Origin of the sequence: Mesorhizobium sp. IMUNJ 23033, assembly GCF_044778005.1 — a bacterium.
GTDB classification, from domain to species: Bacteria; Pseudomonadota; Alphaproteobacteria; order Rhizobiales; family Rhizobiaceae; genus Mesorhizobium; species Mesorhizobium amorphae_A.
In genome coordinates, this window is record NZ_JBJACT010000001.1 from 567,193 (window position 1) to 589,113 (window position 21,921).

20 protein-coding genes are annotated in these 21,921 nt (G+C 63.3%); 12 read left to right on the top strand and 8 right to left on the bottom strand.

Annotated elements, in window-relative coordinates; translation table 11 throughout:
* Positions 1 to 138 precede the first annotated feature (138 nt).
* Entirely contained in the window at positions 139 to 780 is a 642-nt protein-coding gene (locus tag ACFX5Q_RS02675; protein ID WP_258605024.1) for a DUF47 domain-containing protein, read from the top strand.
* 3 nt (positions 781 to 783) lie between these two features.
* Complete coding sequence (locus ACFX5Q_RS02680; protein WP_404275147.1) at positions 784 to 1,788, top strand: anion permease; 1,005 nt, start codon at positions 784 to 786, stop codon at positions 1,786 to 1,788.
* Between the two features lie 20 nt (positions 1,789 to 1,808).
* On the opposite strand, the gene ACFX5Q_RS02685 is transcribed toward ACFX5Q_RS02680, so the two are convergent.
* The gene (locus ACFX5Q_RS02685; RefSeq protein ID WP_404275149.1) at positions 1,809 to 2,186 is read right to left on the bottom strand and encodes a VOC family protein; all 378 of its coding nucleotides are present in this window, start codon (positions 2,184 to 2,186) and stop codon (positions 1,809 to 1,811) included.
* A gap of 198 nt (positions 2,187 to 2,384) precedes the next feature.
* Here ACFX5Q_RS02685 and ACFX5Q_RS02690 point away from each other — a divergent pair, with 198 nt between their 5' ends.
* Positions 2,385 to 3,551: an Mrp/NBP35 family ATP-binding protein gene (locus ACFX5Q_RS02690; protein ID WP_404275151.1), complete on the top strand. Its 1,167-nt coding sequence runs from the start codon at positions 2,385 to 2,387 to the stop codon at positions 3,549 to 3,551.
* 12 nt (positions 3,552 to 3,563) lie between these two features.
* On the opposite strand, the gene ACFX5Q_RS02695 is transcribed toward ACFX5Q_RS02690, so the two are convergent.
* Positions 3,564 to 4,013, bottom strand: coding sequence for a carbon monoxide dehydrogenase subunit G (locus ACFX5Q_RS02695; protein ID WP_404275152.1), 450 nt, complete (start codon positions 4,011 to 4,013; stop codon positions 3,564 to 3,566).
* Positions 4,014 to 4,162: 149 nt separating this feature from the next.
* Here ACFX5Q_RS02695 and ACFX5Q_RS02700 point away from each other — a divergent pair, with 149 nt between their 5' ends.
* Positions 4,163 to 5,968 carry an IlvD/Edd family dehydratase gene (locus ACFX5Q_RS02700; protein ID WP_404275154.1) on the top strand — a complete coding sequence of 602 codons (1,806 nt, stop codon included), beginning with the start codon at positions 4,163 to 4,165 and terminating at the stop codon, positions 5,966 to 5,968.
* Positions 5,969 to 6,088: 120 nt separating this feature from the next.
* Here ACFX5Q_RS02700 and ACFX5Q_RS02705 read toward each other — a convergent pair whose 3' ends face one another.
* A complete protein-coding gene (locus ACFX5Q_RS02705) occupies positions 6,089 to 6,508 on the bottom strand; it encodes a GFA family protein (protein ID WP_404275156.1) in 420 nt (139 codons plus the stop codon).
* Between the two features lie 161 nt (positions 6,509 to 6,669).
* Here ACFX5Q_RS02705 and ACFX5Q_RS02710 point away from each other — a divergent pair, with 161 nt between their 5' ends.
* Positions 6,670 to 7,068 (top strand): hypothetical protein, encoded by a 399-nt coding sequence (locus ACFX5Q_RS02710; RefSeq protein WP_404275158.1) that lies wholly within the window; start codon positions 6,670 to 6,672, stop codon positions 7,066 to 7,068.
* 21 nt (positions 7,069 to 7,089) lie between these two features.
* On the opposite strand, the gene ACFX5Q_RS02715 is transcribed toward ACFX5Q_RS02710, so the two are convergent.
* Both ACFX5Q_RS02715 and ACFX5Q_RS02720 read right to left on the bottom strand, forming a co-directional pair.
* Positions 7,090 to 8,679, bottom strand: a complete 1,590-nt coding sequence (locus ACFX5Q_RS02715) for a trimethylamine methyltransferase family protein (RefSeq protein WP_404275160.1) — start codon at positions 8,677 to 8,679, stop codon at positions 7,090 to 7,092.
* A 198-nt stretch (positions 8,680 to 8,877) separates the two neighbouring features.
* Positions 8,878 to 10,371 carry a PLP-dependent aminotransferase family protein gene (locus ACFX5Q_RS02720; protein ID WP_404275162.1) on the bottom strand — a complete coding sequence of 498 codons (1,494 nt, stop codon included), beginning with the start codon at positions 10,369 to 10,371 and terminating at the stop codon, positions 8,878 to 8,880.
* Between the two features lie 252 nt (positions 10,372 to 10,623).
* On the opposite strand from ACFX5Q_RS02720, the gene pgi reads away from it, so the two are divergent.
* A complete protein-coding gene (gene pgi, locus ACFX5Q_RS02725; RefSeq protein WP_404275164.1) occupies positions 10,624 to 12,267 on the top strand; it encodes a glucose-6-phosphate isomerase in 1,644 nt (547 codons plus the stop codon).
* A 5-nt stretch (positions 12,268 to 12,272) separates the two neighbouring features.
* Positions 12,273 to 12,995 carry an HAD family hydrolase gene (locus tag ACFX5Q_RS02730; protein ID WP_120012245.1) on the top strand — a complete coding sequence of 241 codons (723 nt, stop codon included), beginning with the start codon at positions 12,273 to 12,275 and terminating at the stop codon, positions 12,993 to 12,995.
* 17 nt (positions 12,996 to 13,012) lie between these two features.
* Here the strand turns inward: ACFX5Q_RS02730 and ACFX5Q_RS02735 are convergent, their stop codons facing one another.
* The 3 genes from ACFX5Q_RS02735 to ACFX5Q_RS02745 all read right to left on the bottom strand — a co-directional run bounded on the left by ACFX5Q_RS02735 (position 13,013) and on the right by ACFX5Q_RS02745 (position 16,171).
* Positions 13,013 to 13,246 (bottom strand): hypothetical protein, encoded by a 234-nt coding sequence (locus tag ACFX5Q_RS02735; protein ID WP_404275165.1) that lies wholly within the window; start codon positions 13,244 to 13,246, stop codon positions 13,013 to 13,015.
* A gap of 205 nt (positions 13,247 to 13,451) precedes the next feature.
* A complete protein-coding gene (locus ACFX5Q_RS02740) occupies positions 13,452 to 14,183 on the bottom strand; it encodes a class I SAM-dependent methyltransferase (RefSeq protein WP_404275167.1) in 732 nt (243 codons plus the stop codon).
* Positions 14,180 to 16,171 carry a long-chain fatty acid--CoA ligase gene (locus ACFX5Q_RS02745; protein ID WP_404275168.1) on the bottom strand — a complete coding sequence of 664 codons (1,992 nt, stop codon included), beginning with the start codon at positions 16,169 to 16,171 and terminating at the stop codon, positions 14,180 to 14,182. The genes ACFX5Q_RS02740 and ACFX5Q_RS02745 overlap by 4 nt, the downstream gene beginning before the upstream one ends.
* 469 nt (positions 16,172 to 16,640) lie before the next feature.
* Here ACFX5Q_RS02745 and ACFX5Q_RS02750 point away from each other — a divergent pair, with 469 nt between their 5' ends.
* Genes ACFX5Q_RS02750 through ACFX5Q_RS02770 form a run of 5 tightly spaced genes read left to right on the top strand, consistent with a single transcriptional unit; the run spans position 16,641 to position 21,886 of the window.
* Positions 16,641 to 18,239: an ABC transporter substrate-binding protein gene (locus ACFX5Q_RS02750; protein WP_404275169.1), complete on the top strand. Its 1,599-nt coding sequence runs from the start codon at positions 16,641 to 16,643 to the stop codon at positions 18,237 to 18,239.
* 47 nt (positions 18,240 to 18,286) lie between these two features.
* Positions 18,287 to 19,294, top strand: a complete 1,008-nt coding sequence (locus ACFX5Q_RS02755) for an ABC transporter permease subunit (protein ID WP_192178072.1) — start codon at positions 18,287 to 18,289, stop codon at positions 19,292 to 19,294.
* A complete protein-coding gene (locus ACFX5Q_RS02760; protein WP_404275171.1) occupies positions 19,294 to 20,202 on the top strand; it encodes an ABC transporter permease subunit in 909 nt (302 codons plus the stop codon). Before ACFX5Q_RS02755 ends, ACFX5Q_RS02760 begins: the two co-directional genes overlap by 1 nt.
* Positions 20,202 to 21,059, top strand: a complete 858-nt coding sequence (locus ACFX5Q_RS02765; RefSeq protein ID WP_404275172.1) for an ABC transporter ATP-binding protein — start codon at positions 20,202 to 20,204, stop codon at positions 21,057 to 21,059. The genes ACFX5Q_RS02760 and ACFX5Q_RS02765 overlap by 1 nt, the downstream gene beginning before the upstream one ends.
* The gene (locus ACFX5Q_RS02770; RefSeq protein ID WP_404275173.1) at positions 21,056 to 21,886 is read left to right on the top strand and encodes a dipeptide ABC transporter ATP-binding protein; all 831 of its coding nucleotides are present in this window, start codon (positions 21,056 to 21,058) and stop codon (positions 21,884 to 21,886) included. The genes ACFX5Q_RS02765 and ACFX5Q_RS02770 overlap by 4 nt, the downstream gene beginning before the upstream one ends.
* Positions 21,887 to 21,921: the final 35 nt, after the last annotated feature.

Sequence of the window (21,921 nt, forward strand, 5' to 3'; positions counted from 1 at the left end):
TCGTTCCGCGCAAGGTCGGGGAAATTGTCCTTCGCCGCAAGCGGTATGCGCAACTGCTGCGCATCCACATCTTTCAGCCGGCTTACTGTTTCCAGCGGCGATATGCGGCGCTATGTGGATGAAACTGGGAGATCAACCATGCTAGGCTGGTTCCGCAAGCTGCTGCCGCGCGAAGATCGTTTCTTCGACCTGTTCGAACGACATTCCCGCACCGTGGTTGGCGGCGCCGAGGCACTGGAGCAGCTTCTGCAGGGCAAGGACATCGATCGCTGGTGTCAGAAGATCATCGATCTTGAAGACGAGGCCGATCATATCACAGCGGAAGTCCTGCTGGCGGTGCGGCGCTCCTTCATCACGCCTTTCGATCGCGGCGACATCAAAGACCTGATCCAGTCGATGGATGATGCCATCGACATGATGCACAAGACCGTCAAGACGGTGAAGCTGTTCGAAAGGAAGGAATTCGACCCGCTGATGCAGGAGATGGGCGGCGTCATCGTCGATACGGCCAAGCTGGTCGCCGAGGCGATCCCGCTGCTCAGCAAGGTCGGAGCGCACACGGTGCGCCTCAACGCCATCGCCGAAGAGGTCATGCGTGCGGAAGGCCGGGCCGACGATCTGCACGAGCAGGGGCTGAAGGACCTGTTCAAGCGGCATGGCCGCAGCGATCCGATGGCTTACCTGATCGGCAGCGAGATCTACGGCCAGCTGGAAAAGGTTGTCGACCGTTTCGAGGACGTCGCCAACGAGATCAGCGGCATCGTCATCGAGAATGTATAGGCGATGGAAGTCACCATTGCCTTCCCCGTGCTGGTCGGCCTCGTCGCGGTCGCGCTGTTCTTCGACTTTCTCAACGGCCTGCACGATGCCGCCAACTCCATCGCCACCATCGTCTCGACCCGCGTGCTGAGGCCGCAATATGCGGTGCTGTGGGCGGCCTTCTTCAACTTCATCGCCTTCATGTTCTTCGGCCTTCATGTCGCCGAAACTGTGGGAAAGGGCATCGTCGACGTCGGCATCGTCACGCCGGCAGTGATCTTCGCAGCGCTCGTCGGCGCCATCGTCTGGAACATTGTCACCTGGATTGTCGGCATCCCTTCGAGCAGCTCGCATGCGCTGATCGGCGGGCTGGTCGGCGCCGGCGTTGCCAAGGCAGGCATCGGCGCCATCGTCTGGAGCGGGCTGGGCAAGACCACGGCCGCCATCGTCCTGTCGCCGGCGACCGGGTTTGTTCTGGCGCTTGTCCTGGTCCTTGTCGTTTCATGGCTGTTCGTGCGCCAGACGCCGTTCGCCGTGGACAGCACCTTCCGCGTCATGCAATTCGTTTCCGCCTCGCTTTATTCGCTCGGGCACGGCGGCAATGACGCCCAGAAAACCATGGGCATCATTGCCGTGCTGCTCTATTCGCAAGGCATGCTTGGCGCGAATTTCTACGTACCGCTGTGGGTCGTCCTCACCTGTCAGTCGGCTCTGGCGCTGGGCACATTGTTCGGCGGCTGGCGTATCGTCCACACCATGGGCTCGAAGATCACCCGGCTGAACCCGATGCAGGGCTTCTGCGCCGAGACCGGCGGCGCCATCACCCTGTTTGCCGCCACATGGCTCGGCATTCCCGTTTCGACCACGCATACCATTACCGGCGCAATCATCGGCGTCGGCGCCGCCCGTCGCGTCTCGGCGGTGCGCTGGGGCATTGCCGGCAACATCGTCATCGCCTGGATCGTCACTTTGCCGGCGACTGCGGCGATTTCGGCACTCACCTATTTTGTCACCGGCCTGGCGCGCTGACGCGCAGCGAACGCCGGAGTCTATTTGTCCACCAGATTCAGGATGTTGCCGTCCGGGTCCTTGAACCAGGCGACCTTCATGCCGTAGCCGACATGGATATCGCCTTCGAGCGAAAGGCCGGGCATCTCATAGTGCTCGAAGGCGACGCCTTTCGATTTCAGCGTTTTGACGACGGCGCCGATCTCGTCGCCGACCGTCCAGGTCACCGCCGTCGCCTTGTTGGTTCCGGCGAATTCGGAATGATAGACATTGATGACGGTGTCGCCGCTTTTGTACACGACCAGTTCGTCGCCCATGTCGTCCACCTGTTTGAGGCCCAGCGTCCCTTCGTAAAAGGCTTTTGCCTTCGCCAGGTCCTTCACCGCGAGATTGGCCGTTGCGTTGCTGTTTGCGAGCATGATCCGTCTCCTTCCCTTGATGTCGTGCTCATGCTGCTCCTTCAGATAGGTCGCGCCGGATGGTTGGCGACCGTCGATCAGGCAAATCCGACAGCTTCCGTCGTTTTCCGGGGCACACCAGGCCGGCCGTTGCTCCACGGCTTGGTTCTGTCCGGAAACTGCACTATCTCAGGCGCGAGCTTGCATAAGGAATATCTGATGTCCGTTACCAAGGAAATCGTCATCGAGCGCCTGAAGACGGTCAACGGGCCGGACTTCACCGGCAATATCGTCGACCTCGGCATGGTTTCCGAGATTTTCATCGCCGATGGCAAAGTGTTCTTCTCGATCACCGTTCCCGCTGCCCGCGCGCAGGAAATGGAGCCGCTGCGCGCCGCTGCCGAGCGGGTGGTCAAGGCGATCCCCGGCGTTGCCGGCGCCATCGTCGCGCTGACCGCCGAGAAAAAAGGCGGTGGCATGGAGGCTCCGGTTCCGCCGCGTCCCGCACCACGGCTGGCGCCGGCAGCACCCGCGCGGCCCGCGCCGCAGGCGCCGGCCTCGCACAGCCACGGCAAGCGTGGCGTGCCCGGCATCGAGGCGATCATCGCCGTTGCCTCCGGCAAGGGCGGCGTCGGCAAGTCGACCACCGCCGTCAACCTGGCGCTTGGGCTGGCGGCCAACGGCCTGAAGGTGGGCGTGCTCGACGCCGACATTTACGGCCCGTCCATGCCAAGGCTGCTCAACATCCATGGCCGGCCGCAGACTGTCGACGGCAAGATCCTGAAACCGATGGAGAATTATGGCCTCAAGGTGATGTCGATGGGCTTCCTGGTCGACGAAGAGACGCCGATGATCTGGCGCGGGCCGATGGTGATGTCGGCGCTGACGCAGATGCTGCGCGAGGTCGAGTGGGGTCCGCTCGACGTGCTGGTCGTCGACATGCCGCCTGGTACCGGCGACGCCCAGCTGACCATGGCGCAGCAGGTGCCGCTGGCCGGCGCCGTCATCGTCTCGACGCCGCAGGACCTCGCCCTGATCGACGCGCGAAAAGGCCTCAACATGTTCAAGAAGGTTGACGTGCCGCTGCTCGGCATCGTCGAGAACATGAGCTACTTCCTCGCCCCCGACACCGGCAAGCGCTACGACATTTTCGGCCATGGCGGCGCCCGCCGCGAAGCCGAGCGCCTCGGCGTCACCTTCCTCGGCGAGGTGCCGCTCGAAATGGGCATCCGCGAAAGCTCGGATGCCGGCACGCCGGTGGTGGTCTCGAAGCCGGAGAGCGCCGAAGCGAAGATCTATCGGGATATCGCAGCTAAGGTATGGGACCGGGTCAATGAGGAACGCGGCGCGGCGGAAGCCGCGGTGCCAAGCATCGTGTTCGAGTAAGTCGGCCGCGGCTCAGCCGCCCACTTTCTCGCCAAAGCTCGAGAAAAACTGTCCCGCAAGCTTCTTCGACGTCGATTCGATCAACCGGCTGCCGAGCTGGGCGATCTTGCCGCCGACATCGGCCTTGGCAGCGTATTTGAGCACCGTCGTTTCCGGCCCGTCTGATGTCAGCGTCACGTCGGCGCCGCCCTTGGCGAAGCCGGCGATGCCGCCCTTGCCCTCGCCCTGGATCGTGTAGGAATGCGGCGGCTTGAGGTTTTTCAGCGTCACTTCGCCGTTGAACGTCGCCTTGATCGGGCCGATCTTCAGCACCACTGTCGCCGCCATCTCGGTGGCCGACTTCATTTCCAGGCTCTGGCAGCCGGGGATGGTGTCCTTGAGGATATCGGGGTCGTTCAATGCTTCCCACACTTTTTGCAGGGGTGCGGCGATGCGTTCCTCGCCTTCGATCACCAAAGCCATCAAAAACCTCCCGGAAAGATTGGCCCGAAGCCCTAGCGCAGGGGCGCTGTTGTGTCTATCGCACCAAAGTGTTGGTCCGGATCGCGCATGCCTCTTGCCTGCTTCCGCGCGTTGCCATATCGATTTGTCCTACAAATATGGAGACCATGATGGCCGGCGCCCCCACCAGAAAAAAGAAATTTCGCTCGCAGGAGTGGTTCGACAACCCCGATAACCCCGGCATGACGGCGCTTTATCTCGAGCGCTACCTGAACTACGGCCTGACGCGGGCCGAGCTGATGTCGGGCAAGCCGCTGATCGGCATCGCCCAGACCGGCTCGGATCTGTCGCCCTGCAACCGCCACCACATCGAACTGGCCAAGCGCGTGCGCGAAGGCATCGTCTCGATGGGCGGCATCCCCTTCGAGTTCCCGTGCCATCCGATCCAGGAGACCGGCAAGCGCCCGACAGCAGCCCTCGACCGCAATCTTGCCTATCTCGGCCTGGTCGAGGTGCTGTACGGCTATCCGCTCGACGGCGTCGTGCTCACCATCGGTTGCGACAAGACAACGCCCGCCATGCTGATGGCGGCGGCCACGGTCAACATTCCAGCGATCGCGCTGTCGGTCGGCCCGATGCTCAATGGCTGGCACAAGGGCAAGCGCACCGGCTCCGGCACCATCGTCTGGGAATCGCGCCAGCGCCTGTCGGCCGGCGAGATCGACTATGACGAGTTCATGGACATCGTCGCCTCCTCGGCGCCGTCCACCGGCTATTGCAACACCATGGGCACCGCCACCACCATGAACTCGCTGGCCGAGGCGCTTGGCATGCAATTGCCGGGTTCGGCCGCCATTCCGGCGCCCTACCGCGAGCGCGGCCAGATTTCCTACGAGACCGGAAGACGCATCGTCGAGATGGTGCATGAGGATCTGAAGCCGTCCGACATCATGACGCGGCAGGCCTTCGAGAACGCCATCGTCGTCAATTCCGCCATCGGCGGCTCGACCAACGCGCCGATCCATCTCAATGCCATCGCCCGCCATCTTGGCGTCCCGCTCGACAATGACGACTGGCAGACGGTCGGTCTCAATGTGCCGCTGATCGTCAATCTGCAGCCGACGGGCGAATATCTCGGCGAGGATTATCACCATGCCGGCGGCGTGCCGGCCGTGGTCGCCGAATTGCTGAAGGCCGGGCTGTTGCCGCATCCCGATGCCGTGACCGCCAACGGCAAGTCGATCGGCGACAATTGCAAGGGCGTGGCCAACGAGAATGCCGACGTCATCCGCACCGTCGCCAAGCCGCTCAAGGCCAATGCCGGCTTCATCAACCTGAAGGGCAATCTGTTCGATTCGGCGATCATGAAGACCAGCGGCATCTCGCCGGAATTCCGCGAGCGCTATCTCTCCAACCCGAAGGACCCGGAGGCCTTCGAGGGCAACGCCATGGTCTTCGACGGGCCGGAGGACTACCACGCCCGCATCGACGATCCGGCGCAAGGCATCGACGAGCACACCATCCTGTTCATGCGCGGCGCCGGCCCAATCGGCTATCCGGGCGGTGCCGAGGTCGTCAACATGCAGCCGCCGGCCTATCTGATCAAGAAGGGCATCCACGCGCTGGCCTGCATCGGCGACGGCCGCCAGTCGGGCACATCGGGCTCGCCGTCGATCCTCAACGCCTCACCCGAAGCGGCAATAGGCGGCGGTCTGGCGCTGCTCAAGACCGGCGACCGTGTTCGCATCGACCTGAACAAGGGCACCGCCAACATCCTCGTCAGCGACGAAGAGATCGCCACGCGGCGCGCGGCGCTGCAGAACAATGGCGGCTATCACTATCCGCAGCACCAGACGCCGTGGCAAGAGATCCAGCGCGGCATGGTCGACCAGTTTTCGGCCGGCATGGTGCTGAAGCCGGCGGTGAAATACCAGGATGTGGCGCACACCAGGGGTGTGCCGCGCGACAACCACTGAGCGGCACATCGCGGCGCTCGTGCAAGCGACAAAGGGCGGCTTGATCTGATCTGATCAAGCCGCCCTTTTTACACCTGACCCACGCCTGACGACGGCCTTCCTGGTTTGGTCCGGGACCGCTCACAAATATCCGGTGATCTCGGGCGGTTGGTCCTGCCGGTCGCGTTTGCCGTCCTCGTAGATGATCGGTGCGGCGGCGAGTTCCTCCTCGGGGACGTCGTCGAGGCAAGCGACATTCACCGCCCAGAAATTGCCGCCCATGAAATCGAGGTAGCCGCGGGAGAAGAAATTCGCGCCGCAGTTCGGGCACATATAATGGTTGATGTCGCCTTCCGGCCAGTTGGATGGGCTCGCCTTGTATTCCCGCATCCGGTCGCGGCCATCCGTTACGCGCAGCGCCTCGAAGGCCGTGAAGGATTTCCTGTAGCCGAGCTTCCAGCAGAAGCTGCAGTTGCATTTGCGGATGCCCTCGGCGAGGTCGAGATCGGCCTCGAAATGCACCGCGCCGCAATGGCAGCTGCCGTGATAGGTCTTCTTCATGGGTTCTCCTCGCAGAATGCACTGTCCCGTCGATGGCCGGCGAAGCCAGACTCATGTTTGCAGCTACGCCAGATAGGCTCCCGATCGCTCCTGGCAATCCGCCGCCATGTGCAATAGCGGCGCGCGGTGCCCATATTGTTTGAAAGCGGAACAGGATCATCATGACGAAACGGCGCTCTTCCCTTGGTTTCCTTGGAATGTTCGGCCGTTCGGGGGACCTCAGGGAGCTCGACGCGGCGCTGCGCGGTGCAGACCTTCATCCAGCCCTTGTTCCGGAGGGCGTGAAGCTCACCATCGTCAATCTGATGAAAGACCACTGGCCCGACGAGCCGCCGTCAGACGCTTATCGATCCATGGCGCAGCTTTTCGCCTACTGCATCGCCGGGCCGCAGACATTCGAGCAGGCCAATGGCACCGAGCGGCGGCTGGATGCGGAACGCCGGATCGAGGCGGCCCTCGAAGCCGGCGACAGCTTCGATGCGCAGATCGTGCTGATGGCGCTGCATGCCAAGCTGATCAGCGCCGAAGTGGTCGAGCATTACGGGCTGAGCGCCGACTGACCGGTTTCCGAGACAGGCGCCTCAACCGCCCATGCCGCCGCGCGGCAGCTTGATCATCTCGCCGAAGCGGGCGCGCAGTTTGTCGTCGACCAGCTTCGGCACGTGGCGCGGGAAGCGCTCGGCAAGCACGCGTTTCTTCTCGATGATCGCCCGCTGCAATATGTCGGGTCGGCCCTTTTCGTTCCACTCCTTCGGCGAGAAGCGATCGCCGACGGCTGGATAGAAATACTCTGTCTGCATCAGCCTGAGTGTCTGCTCGTTGCCGAGATAATGGCCCGGCCCCTTCAGACAGACATCGGCGATGGTATCGATCGACAGCGCCTCATCGGTCACCTCGATACCGCGCACGCAGCGCAGGCAGTGGCCCAGCATGTCATTGTCGATGATCAGGCTTTCCAGGCAGAAGCCGAGCAACGAGGCATGCATGCCGGCCGATTCGTAGACGAGGTTGAGTCCGGCCAGACCGGCCATCACGTCGGTGATGCCTTTTTCGTACCCAGACTGGATGTCGGGCAGTTTCGAATCCGTCATGCCGGCGGCCGAGCCGCCCGGCAGGTCGTAGAATTGCGCCATCTGCGCGCAGGCCGCGGTCAGCACCGCCTGCTCGGCGGAGCCGCCCGACATGGCGCCGGTCCGGAGATCGGAGACGAACGGCCAGGTGCCGAAGATCGCCGGGTGGCCGGGCTTAATGGCGTTGACATAGACGAGGCCGGCAAGCACCTCGGCCACCGCTTGCACCACCGCACCTGCGATCGCCGCCGGCGCCGTGGCACCGGCCTGGCCGGCCGACAAAAGCAGGATCGGGATGCCGCCTTCGACGCAGGCTTCGAGCACGCCGCAGGCGTCCTCGGCGAACTTCATCGGCGGCACGACGAAACAGTTCGAGTTCGACACGAATGGCCGGGCGCGGAAATTCTCCTCGCCACCGGCGATCGCGTAGAGCATCTCGAGCGCCGGCTGCACGTTCTCGCGCACCGTGAATGAGGTGCCGACATGCTTGGACGTTCCCATCACGCAGGCGTAGAGCGTGTTGAAGTCCATATCGAGCGGATCGGGAATGTCGCGCGGCACCATCGGCCGCTGGAAGAAGTGGATGTTGTCGAGCCCTTCGACGATGCGGGCGGCGTCATAGATGTCCTGCAAAAGCGACTCGCGGTATTCGCGCTTCTCGACATCGACCAGGTGCACGGCAGCACCCGCCGTTCCGTAGTGCACGCGCTTGCCCTTGATCAGCATGTCGTGCTTCGGGTCCTGGCCGTGCAGCGTGAAATGCCGCGCCGCCTTCTTGATCGTGTCCAGTACCAGCGCGCGCGGGAAGCGGATGCGCCCATCATCGCCGTAAGTGGCGCCAGCCTTGGTCAGCGCTTCGATGCAGGAGGGAATGGCGTTGGCGAAGCCGACCGTCTCCAGCAGCGTCAGCACCGCCTCGTGGATGCGCTCGCGATCGTTCTCGCTGAGCGGTCCATAACTGCCGCCCTCGAGGCCGGCGCGCACCGGCCTGATGTCGTCGGCGAGCGGTGCCGCCCGCATGGCGCGACGCGCTTCGCGCCCGCCTGAGCGCCGCGAACGCTGGTCGCTCGACGCTTCCTGCTTCTCAAGAGCCACTGACATGGAGGCACTCCACCTTTAGCTGCAAAGCAGGAGGCGGTGGTTGGTCCACCATCGGCCTGCTTCGTCCCCTTTATAGCTCGACTATGCCGCCGGCATTGGCACAGCCTATGAGCCAGAGGGTTCCGTCGCATATGCCAGGGCGCTAAAAGAAAACGGGGCCGTTTCCGGCCCCGCTGTGAATTGGCTCCGAGCGGCCTGTCAGGCTGCCGCCGGCCTGCGGCCTGCCGCCGTCGCGAGTTCCCGAATGCCGGGCTCGATGTGCTGCAGCGCGATCGAGGAAATGCCCAAGCGCATGAAACGCGACGGCTTTTCGGTCCTGTCGAAGAAGCGGTCGCCGGGTTCGATGATGACGCTGCGCGAGGCGGCCGCCTCGGCCAGGCCGCGCGAATCGGTCCCGCGCGGCCCTTCGAGCCAGAGCGACGTGCCGCCGGCCGAGTCGGTCGAGCGCCATTCCGGCAGGAAGGCGGAAATCGCATGGACCAGACGCTTGCGCCGCTCGTCGAAGGCGGAGGATAGCCGCCGCACCAGCGCCTCGTGATGGCCGAGCGAGAGGAACAGCGCGACGGCGCGCTGGTTGTTCGCCGGCGGGTGCCGGAGCATGAAGCGGCGCAGCGCGCGAAGCTCGGCGATCAGCCCGGCCGACGCCACGATGTAGCCAAGCCGCAGACCAGGAGCCAGCGTCTTCGACATCGAGCCGACATAGACGACGCGGCCTGAGCGATCGAGGCTCTTCAGCGCCTGCTGCGGTGCTTCGTCGAGAAGCTGGCTGTCATAGCCGTCCTCGATGATGATCTGGTTGTGGCGGTTGGCGCGCGCCAGAAGGTCCTGCCGCCGCTCGGCCGACAGCGGCACCATGGTTGGGCAATGGTGGCTGGGCGTCACGAAGACAAAGCCGGAATCGTTGGGGATGGACGAGGTGACGATGCCGGACTGGTCGACCGGGACCGGCTGGATGTCGGCGCCCGCCAGCCGGAAGATCGAGCGGGCGTCCGGGTAGCCGGGATCTTCCATCGCCACCTTCGAGCCTTTGGTCATCAGCAGCGTAGCCAGCATGTAGAGCGCGTTCTGGGCGCCCAGCGTCACGATGATCTCGTCCGGATTGGCGAAGATGCCGCGCCGCGGCAACAGCCGGGCCTGGATCTGCTCGATCAGCAGCGGATCGTCGCGGTCGACCATGTCGGAGGCCCAGTTGCGGATCTCGAGTACGGCCAGCGCCATGCGGTTGCACTCGCGCCATTCGGCGGTCGGGAACAGTGCCGGGTCGAACTGGCCGTAGACGAAGGGGTAGGACGACTTGATCCAGTTGTCGTGCTTGGCCGGCGGCGGCATGTCGCTGGCGGCGATCTGCCGGCGCGCCTTCCAGTCGATCTCGTTGGCCTGGTCGGGCGCCTTCTGGTGCGGCTTGGCCGGCGTCGCCAGCACATCCGGGTTGACGAAATGGCCGCGCCGTTCGCGCGCCACCAGGAATCCCTGGTCGACCAGTTGCTGGAAAGCCAGCACCACCGTGCCGCGGGCGACGCCGAGTTTTTCGGCCAGGATGCGGCAGGACGGAAGCGGCATCGAAGCGGCAATCTGTCGGTCGAGGATGGCGGCGACGATCGCCTGACGGATCTGCGCCTGCAGGGTCTGCCCGGATTCCGCAGAAATCCGGAACAGGCCGGACCATATGGCCGTGTCGTTACGCTGTGGCATGGGAAATGTTCCTCGATGGCCAGCCTTTTTCGCTTGGCTGGACCAGCCGAACGTAACCGTGGCACAAGGGGTTGCGCCAATCAATTTTTCTGATCGCTGGGATTTATGCCAGTGATCCTTCACGTGATTTTGATGCTGCACTGCGTCACCGCCGCGCATTGAACCGGATGGAATTCGGCTCAATACATTGTCGCGACGACACGCGCCGGAAACATCCGGTCCTTAATGATGGCTCAGGTCTCGGAGTTTGCAGTGGATCAATCGTCCTTTCAAAAACAGTTCGCCGCGTTGCGCGATCATCGCACAGCCGCGTCCGCCAGCATGCGCGAAGCTTTCGCCGCCGATCCTAAGCGCTTCGAGACATTCTCCGCCACCGACGGCGACCTGTTGCTCGACTGGTCGAAATGCGCGGTCGACGCGAAGACGATGGACCTGCTGGAGAAATTGGCCGGGGCCGCCGATCTCGAGGGCCGCCGCGCTGCGATGTTCTCCGGCCAGAAGATCAACGTCACCGAGGGCCGCGCCGTGCTGCATACGGCGCTGCGCAACCTCAGCGGCAAGGGCGTGGTGCTCGACGGGCAAGATGTGAAGACGGAAGTCCTCGCCGTCCTCGACGCGATGGGCGCCTTTGCCGACGCCGTGCGCTCCGGCAAGGCGGCCGGCGCCACCGGCAAGAGGATCACCGACATCGTCAACATTGGCATTGGCGGTTCCGATCTCGGCCCGGCCATGGCGACCCTGGCGCTGGCGCCCTATCACGACGGGCCGCGCGCGCATTATGTCTCCAACATCGACGGCGCCCATATCCACGACACACTGAAGGGCTTGTCCGCCGAAACCACGCTGTTCATCATCGCCTCCAAGACCTTCACCACGGTCGAGACGATGACCAATGCCGAGACGGCCAGGAAGTGGGTGCAGAAGGCACTCGGCAAGGAAGCCGTCGGCAAGCATTTCGCCGCCGTCTCGACCGCACTCGACCTGGTGGCGAAGTTCGGCATCGAGGCCGACCGCGTCTTCGGCTTCTGGGATTGGGTCGGCGGCCGCTACTCGGTCTGGAGCGCCATCGGCCTACCGGTGATGATCGCCATCGGCCCGAAGAATTTCCGCGCCTTTCTCGACGGCGCACATGAGATGGACGAACACTTCCGCACCGCGCCGCTGCAAAAGAACCTGCCGGCGCTGATGGGGCTGATCGGCTGGTGGCACCGCGTCATCTGCAAATATCCGGCGCGCGCTGTCATCCCCTACGACCAGCGCCTGTCCAGGCTGCCGGCCTATCTGCAGCAACTCGACATGGAATCGAACGGCAAAGGCGTGACCCTTGATGGTAGCGCGGTCACCACGCCGACCGGCCCCCTGGTCTGGGGCGAGCCCGGCACCAATGGCCAGCACGCCTTCTTCCAGTTGCTGCATCAGGGCACCGACGTCATCCCGGTCGAATTCCTCGCCGCCGCCGTCGGCCACGAACCCGATCTCAAGCATCACCACGACCTGCTGCTCGCCAACTGCCTGGCGCAATCGGAAGCCCTCATGAAGGGCCGCACGCTGGAGGAAGCGCGCGCGCAGATGCTGGCCAAGGGCATGAAGCCGGCCGATGTCGACAAGATCGCGCCGCACCGTGTCTTCTCAGGCGATCGTCCCTCGGTGACCATCCTCTACAGGAAGCTCGACCCGCATACGTTCGGGCGGCTGATCGCGCTCTACGAGCATCGCGTCTTCGTCGAAGGCACGCTGTTCGACATCAATTCGTTCGACCAGTGGGGCGTCGAGCTCGGTAAGGAACTTGCGACCGGCCTGCTGCCTGTCGTGGAAGGCAAGGAGAATGCCGCAAAGCGGGACGCCTCGACTGCCGGACTGGTGGAACACATTCACCGCTTGCGCGGCCAGGAGTGAAAAGTTTGGCGGATATCAAGGGCATATTGTTCGACAAGGACGGCACGCTTGTCGACTTCAACGCGACATGGCTCGGCATTGCCGATTTCATGGCCATGGATGCCGCCGAAGGCGATCGCTGGAAGGCCGACAGGCTGCTGGCCGCTGCGGGCTTCGATTTCGTCAACAAGCGCTTCAAGCCGGATTCGATCTTCGCTTCCGGCTCGAACATGGATGTCGTCGAACTGTGGTTCCCGCGCCTGTCCGATGAGGACCAGATGCTTGCCGTCGCTCGCTTCAACGAGATCACCTCGGTCCAGGGCTCGGCCATGGCGGTGGAGCTGCCCGGAATCGTCGATTCGCTGAGGGCGCTTCACAAGAGATCCTACAGGCTCGGCGTCGCCACCAACGATTCGACCAGCGGCGCCGAAAAGACGCTGGTGACGCTCGGCGTCGCGCAGCTGTTCGACGCCGCCTATGGCTACGACTCTGTGGCAAGGCCGAAACCGGCGCCGGATACGATCCTCGCCTTTTGCGACCTGACGGGGCTCAGGCCGGCCGAGATCGCCATGGTCGGCGACAACCGCCACGACCTCGAAATGGCGCGGGCCGGCGGTTGCGGGCTGGCGGTCGGGGTGCTCTCCGGCACCGGCACGCGTGAATCGCTGTCGTCGATCGCCGACGTCGTCCTGGATTCGGTTGCCGACCTGCCCGGCTTTCTTTCGGCGCGGGTCAAGGAGACGGTCTGACCGGCAGGGCCTGGGGGTTACGGCTTCACAGGCACCTCAACGGACCCAAACCGAAGTGATGAAAACTCGCTGCCGCGCAACCGATCAAGAAAGGCTGCAACGGCAGAGGCGTCACTGCCGGGCGGAAATACGACAAAGAGTTCCCATCCTTCCGGCGAGTCCATTTGCTTGCTCGGAAAGCCGCTCTTCGTCGTGAGGGCCTGCAACCGGTCCAGGTCGGCTTGCGGCCCGGTGGCGGTAATGCCGATCATTTTGGGTGTTTGATGACGCTTGGACGGAAGGCGGGGCCATTCCCGCAATGGTAGGCATTGTACAAGCGCCCAGAACAGGTGCTGCGGCCAACAGGGGCACGAGGATGCGTCCCACAATATGCATCAGCCAAATGTGCACTGGCCCGCTAATGTCCGCAATGGGTCGAACCCGCTCATTCAGAGTGATTGGGTTTTGAACTCAGCGCTAGCGATCTTCCGCCTCGAAGGAAAACACGCCGCTCGACTTGGTCGCAGCTCCCTTCGCGTCGCCGAAATCCGGCACCTGGTATTCGGCGAGCAACCGCAGCCGCGACAGCGGCAGGTCGGCGCGACGGGGATCGCCGACCAGCACCTCGATGCCGGCTGCCAGGCAGTGGTCGAGAAACGGGGTAACCCGCAGCGCTACCTCACGGCCGTAAAACACGTCGCCGGCAAGAACGAGATCGACCGCCGGTGGCGGGCCGGTGGTGATGTCTTCACTGATTAAGGTAATAGCAACGCCGTTCGCCGCCGCGTTGAGGCCGATCGCGGCAACACCGTTGCGGTCGATCTCGGCCGCGATCACCGTGCTGGCGCCGGCCTTCGCCGCGGCGATGCCGACAAGGCCCGAACCGGCGCCGAGGTCGAGTACGCGCCGCCCCGCCACCGTCTGCGGCCGGTCGAGTATGTAGCGTGCAAGCACCGCGCCGCCGGCCCAGGCATAGGCCCAGTAGGGCGGCAGAGGCTCGGCCTGCTCGATATCGGCGGCTTCGTCCGCTTCGACATCGTTCCCGTCCGGGTCGAGCAGCCGTCTCAGGCCGCTGCCGGGATGGGCCGTATAGAGCCGGATTTCGGGAAGCGCCGGAACAGGCTCAAGGCGCATGTTCGCCTTGATGAACGTCGCCGGGTCGGGACGTCGACTATCCGCTATCCCGTCGGTGCCGGTGGCGTCGTTCAAGATCGCGCCTGGTCCCGCAATGCTCGCCGCAGGATCTTGCCCACGGGCGTCTTCGGCAGCTCGGTGCGGAACTCGATGTATTTCGGCCGCTTGTAGCCGGTCAGGTTCTCGCGGCAATAGGCAGTCAGGGTTTCGATGGTCAGTGCCGGGTCCTTCCTGACCACGAACAGTTTCGGCACTTCGCCCGAATGCTCGTCCGGCACGCCGATCGCCGCCACTTCGAGCACGCCCGGGTGCTGGGCCACGACCTCTTCCAGCTCGTTCGGATAGACGTTGAAGCCGGACACCAGGATCATGTCCTTCTTGCGGTCGACGATCTTGGTGTAGCCACGCTCGTCCATGAAGCCCATGTCGCCCGACTTGAAGAAACCGTCCTTGGTCATAACCTTGGCGGTCTCGTCCGGCCGGTTCCAGTAGCCGGCCATCACCTGCGGACCCTTGATGCAGATCTCGCCGACTTCGCCGAGCGGCACATTGTTGCCGTCGTCGTCGCGGATGGCGATCTCGGTCGAGGGCAGCGGCAGGCCGATCGTGCCGGTGAAGTCGCCTGCGCTGAACTTGTTGGCGGTCGCCACTGGCGAGGTTTCCGACAATCCGTAACCCTCGCTGACCGGACAGCCGGTCAGCGCCTTCCAGCGCTCGGCGACGCCCTTCTGCACCGCCATGCCGCCGCCTAGCGTCAGCACGAGCGGCTTGAAATCGAGCTTGCGGAAGTCCTCATTGTTGAGCAGCGCATTGAACAGCGTGTTGAGGCCCGGGAAAATGTGGATCGGGTATTTCTGCAGTTCCTTGACGAAGCCGGGGATGTCGCGCGGGTTGGGAATGAGCACGTTCTGGGCGCCTTGCTGCATGCCCATCAGCGCGTTCACCGTCAGCGCGAAGATATGGTAGAGCGGCAGCGCACAGACGAAGTTGGGATGCGCCGGTCGCGGCCTAACCGTATAGGCGTCCTCGAGCCAGAGCGCGTTCTGCGCGACATTGGCGAGCACGTTGGAGTGCAGCAGCGTCGCGCCCTTCGAGACGCCGGTGGTGCCGCCTGTATATTGCAGGAAGGCGATATCGTCGGCCGCCACCTTGGCCGGCTTGAAGGCGACGCCGGCGCCGGCCTTGAGCGCCGCGTTGAACTTGACATGGCCGGGCAGCGACCATGCCGGCACCATTTTCTTCACCCGGCGCACGACGAGGTTGACGATCGTCCCCTTGAGAGCGCCGAGCATGTCGCCCATTGCGGCGATAACGACATGCTTGACCGCCGTCCTGGCGATCACCGCCTGCAGCGTATTGGCGAAATTTTCGAGGATGACGATGGCCTGCGCCCCGGAGTCCTTGAGCTGATGCTCCAGCTCGCGCGGCGTGTAGAGCGGATTGATGTTCACCACCGTATAGCCGGCGCGTAAGATGGCCATCATCGCTACCGGATACTGCAGCACGTTCGGCATCATCAGCGCCACGCGTGCGCCTTTCTGCAGCCCTGTCGATTGCAGGTAGGCGCCGAAGGCGGTCGACTGCCGCTCGAGTTCGGCATAGGTGATAGACTTGCCCATGCATACGAATGCCGGCTGGCCGGCAAACTGCTTGCAGGCGCCGATCAGCAAGTCGCCGATGGAACTATAGGGTAGAGGCCCGATCTCGGCCGGAACGCCTTTCGGGTAGCTGGCGAGCCATGGCTTTTGCGGCAGGCCGGCGGCAAGTGCTGTCAACGCCTTCGGCAGTCGCTTGGCCGGGCTCGATGCCGGCTTCGACGCGGGATTTGCCGAAGCGGGCTTGGCCGCCGCCGCTGTCTTGGCGTTCGGCTTGGCTGTCTTTGCAGCCGCGGCTTTGGTCGCGGGCTTTGCGCCTGCCTTTGCCGGTGCAACTGCCGCCTTCGGCTTGGCCGGCGCGGCGGCCTTGGCGGCTGGCGCTTTCGCCTTGCCGGAGCCGGCGGCCGGCTTTGAAGCGGCCTTGGCTTTTGCCTTCTCCGGAGCCGTTGTCTTTGCTGCTTTTGCCACCTGTTGCCTCCCTCGATCTTTCCTTCGTGCCGCGTCGCCTCTGAATGACAGAAACGTCCTCCGCCGCAGCGTTGCGGATTCCCCAAGAAATCCAGCATGCCGCCTATGTATTGCGACTATCGGCGACCGTGCAAGTCTTGCCCTTGCGGCAGAACGGGAAAGATTTGCCGTCGAAATCTTTCCGGCGCTGGCCCTCTCGAGCCCTAGCCTCCTGTCACGCCGGTGGCGAAGCGAAGCCTGTGGTTCATTGTAATCGCCGCATCGGCAATCAATAAAAAAATGCAGTCGTTAACAATCCCGTGATTGGTAGGTTTTGCTATTTTTTTCTGAAATTGCGCAAAAACCGAGAAACACTTTCTGGTTACGGTGGGGTAGGCAAACGGGGAGTTCCAAAGCCGGGAAAACGGTGCTTATATGCGCGCTTCGCGAGCCTGATAGAGGGGCTTGGAAGAACATCAGGGAGTGCTCAATGAAAAAGAAACTGACTTTTGCAGCCGCGTTGCTGGCTGCAAGCGTCCTCGGCGGCGTGGCCAATGCCAAGACGCTGGTTTATTGCTCGGAGGCATCGCCGGCCAACTTCGACCCGGGTACCACAACGGGCGGCAACGATTTCGACGCCTCGTCGCGCACGGTCTATTCGCGTCTGGTCGAGTTCAAGCATGGCGGCACCGAGATCGAGCCCGGTCTCGCCGACAAGTGGGAAATCTCCGACGACGGCCTGGTCTATACCTTCCACCTGCATCCGGGCGTGAAGTTCCAGACCACCGACTATTTCAAGCCGACGCGTGACCTCAATGCCGACGACGTCGTCTTCTCCTTCGATCGCCAGTTCAACAAGGAAAACCCCTGGAACGGCGAGAAGTACCTGCCGAACCTGACCTGGGACTATTACACCGGCATGGACATGCCGAAATACGTCGCCAAGTGGGAAAAGGTCGATGACCTGACCGTCAAGCTGACGCTGACCGAGCCGAACGCGCCGATGCTTGCCAATCTCGGCATGGACTTCGCCTCGATCGCGTCGAAGGAGTATGCCGAGCAGCTGGAGAAATCCGGCAAGATGGCCGATTTCTCGACCAAGCCGATCGGCACCGGTCCGTTCCAGTTCGTCGACTACCAGCTGGATTCGGTCATCCGCTATGCGGCCCATCCGGACTACTTCAAGGGCAAGGAAAAGATCGACGATCTCGTCTTCGCCATCACGCCCGACGCGACCGCCCGCATCCAGAAGGTGCTTGCCGGCGAATGCGACATCGCACCCTATCCGAATCCTGCCGACATCGGCACGATCAAGGCCAACCAGGACGTGACCCTGATGGATCAGGCCGGCCTGAACATCGGCTACATGAGCTACAACACCACCGTCCCGCCACTCGACAAGCCTGAGGTTCGCCACGCGCTTAACCAGGCGATCGACCGGGAAGCTCTGATCAAGTCGCTGTTCCAGGACGCCGGCGCCACGCCGGCCGACAATTTGATCCCGCCGACCATGTGGTCGTGGGACAAGAGCGTGAAGTTCGATTCCTATGATCCGGAAGCGGCCAAGAAAGTGCTGGCCGATGCCGGGCTCAAGGAAATCCAGCTCTGGGCTTCCGATCGCGTTCGTCCTTATAACCCGAACTTCCAGCGTGCCGCCGAACTGATCCAGGCCGACTGGGCCAAGGTCGGCGTCAAGGCGGAGATCGTCAACTACGAGTGGACGAAATATCGTGAGGAAGGCAAGAAGAAGGACCGCCCCGGCGCGTTCCAGATCGGCTGGACCGGCGACAATGGCGATCCGGACAACTTCTTCGCCACGCTGTTCGCTTGCTCCGCCATCGGCGTGTCGAACTACTCGAGCTGGTGCGACAAGGACTTCGAGGACCTGATCCAGAAGGCCAAGAAGACCAGCGACCAGGGCGAGCGCACCAAGCTCTATGAGCAGGCGCAGGTCGTCTTCCAGAAGCAGGCTCCTGCCTTCCTTATGGCACACAGCCAAGTCTACGCAGTCGTGCGCAAGAACGTCAGCGGTTTCATGATGGACCCGCTCGGCATTCATCGCTTCGACGGCGTCGACAAGGCCGAATAGAACTGTTAGGCGGGCGGCGCGCGATCAAGCGCCGCCCCCTTTTCAAGATGCTCCGATATCTCCTCAACAAAATCGCATTGGTGATCCCGACACTCATCGGCATCACCATCTGTGCCTTCGCTTTCGTCAGGCTGCTGCCCGGCGATCCCATACTTGCCATGGCCGGCGAGCACGGCGTGGCGCCGGCGCGCTACGAACAGCTCAAGGAACAGTTCGGCTACAATCTGCCGATCTGGCAGCAATATGCGCGCTATGTCGGCGAGGTCGCGACCGGTGATTTCGGCGTCTCGATCTCGTCCAAGCGCCCGGTCATGGAAGAATTCAAGACCCTCTTTCCGGCGACGATGGAACTGTCGTTCTTCGCCATGATCTTCGCCATGGTGCTAGGCATTCCCGCCGGCATCGTCGCTGCGGTCAAGCGCGGCTCATGGTTCGATCAGTCATTGATGGGCACGGCGCTCGTCGGCTATTCCATGCCGATCTTCTGGTGGGGCCTGCTGCTGATCATCTTCTTCTCCGGCTACCTCGGCTGGACCCCGGTTTCGGGCCGCATCGGCCTGCAGTTCTTCTTCAAGCCGATCACCGGCTTCATGACCATCGACACCCTGATCTATGGCAAGTGGGACGCCTTCCGCTCGGCGTTGAGCCATCTGGTCCTGCCCGCCATCGTGCTCGGCACCATCCCGCTGGCAGTGATCGCCCGCCAGACGCGTTCGGCGATGCTCGAGGTGCTGGGTGAGGACTATGTGCGGACCGCGCGCGCCAAGGGCCTTTCGTCTGCCCGTGTCATCGGCGTGCATGCCTTGCGCAATGCGCTGATCCCGGTGGTCACCACCATCGGCCTGCAGGTCGGCACGCTGCTTGCCGGCGCCATCCTCACCGAAACCATTTTCGCCTGGCCGGGCATCGGCAAGTGGATGGTCGATTCGATCTTCAAGCGCGACTATGTCGTCGTGCAGTCAGGGCTGCTTTTGATCGCGCTCATCGTCATGGCCGTGAACCTGATCGTCGACGTGCTCTATGCCGTCATCAACCCGCGCATACGGGCGGCATGATGAGCCAGTCGACCGAAATCACGCCACTCGTCGCCAGCCCTGACCGCTTGTTGGGGTTCAGGACCTTCTGGCACTATTTCTCGGTGAACCGCGGCGCCGTCATCGGCCTGTTCGTCTTCATCCTATTGGTGTTGGCGGCAGTGCTTGCACCGGTGCTGGCGCCCTATGCGCCGGATGTTCAGGACAAGACCGCGTTCTTGAGACCTCCGGCATGGCAGGCCGGTGGCAGCGCCCAGTATCTGCTCGGCACCGACGCGGTCGGTCGCGACATGCTCTCGCGCCTGCTCTATGGCGCCCGCTTCTCGCTGCTCATCGGTGCGGTCGTGGTCACGCTGTCGCTGTTCGGCGGCATCACACTCGGCCTGCTTGCCGGCTACTTCCGCGGCTGGGTCGACGTCGCGATCATGCGCGTGATGGACCTGATCCTCGCCTTTCCGTCGCTGCTGCTCGCGCTTGTGCTGGTCACCATTCTCGGGCCTGGCCTGTTCAATGCGATGCTGGCGATCTCGCTCGTGCTGCAGCCGCATTTCGCCCGGCTGGTACGCGCCGCCGTCATGGCGGAGAAAAGCCGCGAATATGTCGTGGCCGCGAAGGTTGCGGGTGCTGGACATCTCAGGCTGATGCTTCGCACCATCCTGCCGAATTGCCTGGCGCCGCTGATCGTCCAGGGCACGCTGTCCTTCTCGAACGCCATTCTCGAGGCGGCAGCCCTCGGCTTCCTCGGGCTAGGTGCCCAGCCGCCGACTCCCGAATGGGGAACCATGCTCGCCTCGGCGCGTGAATTCATCCTGCGCGCCTGGTGGGTGGTGACCTTCCCGGGCCTCGCCATCCTCATCACCGTGCTCGCCATCAATCTGGTCGGTGACGGCCTGCGCGACGCGCTCGATCCGAAGCTCAGGAGGTCGTGATGGCATTGCTCGACATCCAGAATCTCGTTGTCGAGTTCCAGACCGCTTCCGGTTCTTTCCGCGCGGTCGACGGCGTTTCGCTTCACGTCGAAGAGCGCGAAGTGCTGGCCATCGTCGGCGAATCCGGCTCCGGCAAGTCGGTGTCGATGCTGGCGGTCATGGGCCTCTTGCCGTGGACGGCTACGGTTACGGCTGACAAGATGAGCTTTGCCGGACGCGATCTCCTGAAATTGAGCTCTGCCGAGCGGCGCAAGATCGTCGGCAAGGACATGTCGATGATCTTCCAGGAGCCGATGGCCAGCCTCAATCCCTGCTTCACCATCGGTTTCCAGATCGAGGAGGTGCTGCGCTTCCATATGGGCATGGACAAAGCCCAGCGTCGTGCCCGCGCCATCGAGTTGTTGAAGCAGGTTGGCATTGCCGACCCGGCGGAACGGCTGGACTCCTTTCCGCACCAGATGTCGGGCGGCCAGTGCCAGCGCGTCATGATCGCCATCGCCATTGCCTGCAATCCGAAGCTGCTGATCGCCGACGAGCCGACGACAGCCCTTGACGTCACCATCCAGAAGCAGATCCTTGACCTGCTTGTCTCGCTGCAGGCCAAATACGGCATGGGCCTGATCATGATTACCCACAATATGGGCGTCGTGGCCGAGACCGCCGACCGTGTCATCGTCCAGTACAAGGGCCGCAAGATGGAAGAGGCCGACGTGCTGTCGCTGTTTGAATCGCCGAAGAGCAATTACACCCGCGCGCTGCTGGCGGCGCTGCCGGAGAACGCCGTCGGCGATCGGCTGCCGACCGTATCCGACATGCTGTTCGAACCGGCACCCTCTGCAGCAGGAGCCGCCCAATGAGCGTCAGGGTCCTCGAGGGCAAGGACATCAGGCGCGACTACCATGTCGGCGGCGGGCTGTTCCGCGGTGCACGCACGGTACATGCGGTCAAGGGCGTTTCCTTCAGCGTCGACAAGGGCAAGACGCTCGCCATCGTCGGCGAGAGCGGCTGCGGCAAGTCCACACTCGCCCGCATCATCACGCTGATCGATCCAGCGACTTCCGGAGAGCTGTTCATCGACGGCAACAAGGTCGACATCGCCAGGGACGGGCTGACGAAGGAGATGCGCCGCAAGGTGCAGATCGTCTTCCAGAACCCCTACGGCTCCCTCAATCCGCGCCAGAAGATCGGCGACGTGCTGGGCGAGCCGCTGCTGATCAACACCGACAAGCCGCCCGAGGAACGCCGCGACCTTGCGATGAAGATGCTGAAGAAGGTCGGCCTCGGCACCGAGCACTACAACCGCTACCCGCACATGTTCTCGGGTGGCCAGCGCCAGCGCATCGCCATTGCCCGCGCGCTGATGCTGAACCCCAGCCTCTTGGTGCTGGACGAGCCGGTCTCGGCCCTCGACCTGTCGGTCCAGGCGCAGGTGCTCAATTTGCTCGCCGACCTGCAGGACGAGTTCCAGCTCACCTATGTCTTCATCAGCCACGACCTTTCGGTGGTGCGCTACATCGCCGACGATGTGATGGTGATGTATTTCGGCGAGGCGGTTGAATACGGCTCGCGCGACGAGGTCTTTGCCGACCCTAAGCACAGCTACACAAAGACGCTGTTCGCCGCGACGCCGCGCGCCGACGTCGCCTCGATCAAAGCCAGGCTGGCGAAGAAGAAGGCTGCCTGACGCGGCCAAGGCGCATCAGGGCAATTTTCAAAGAG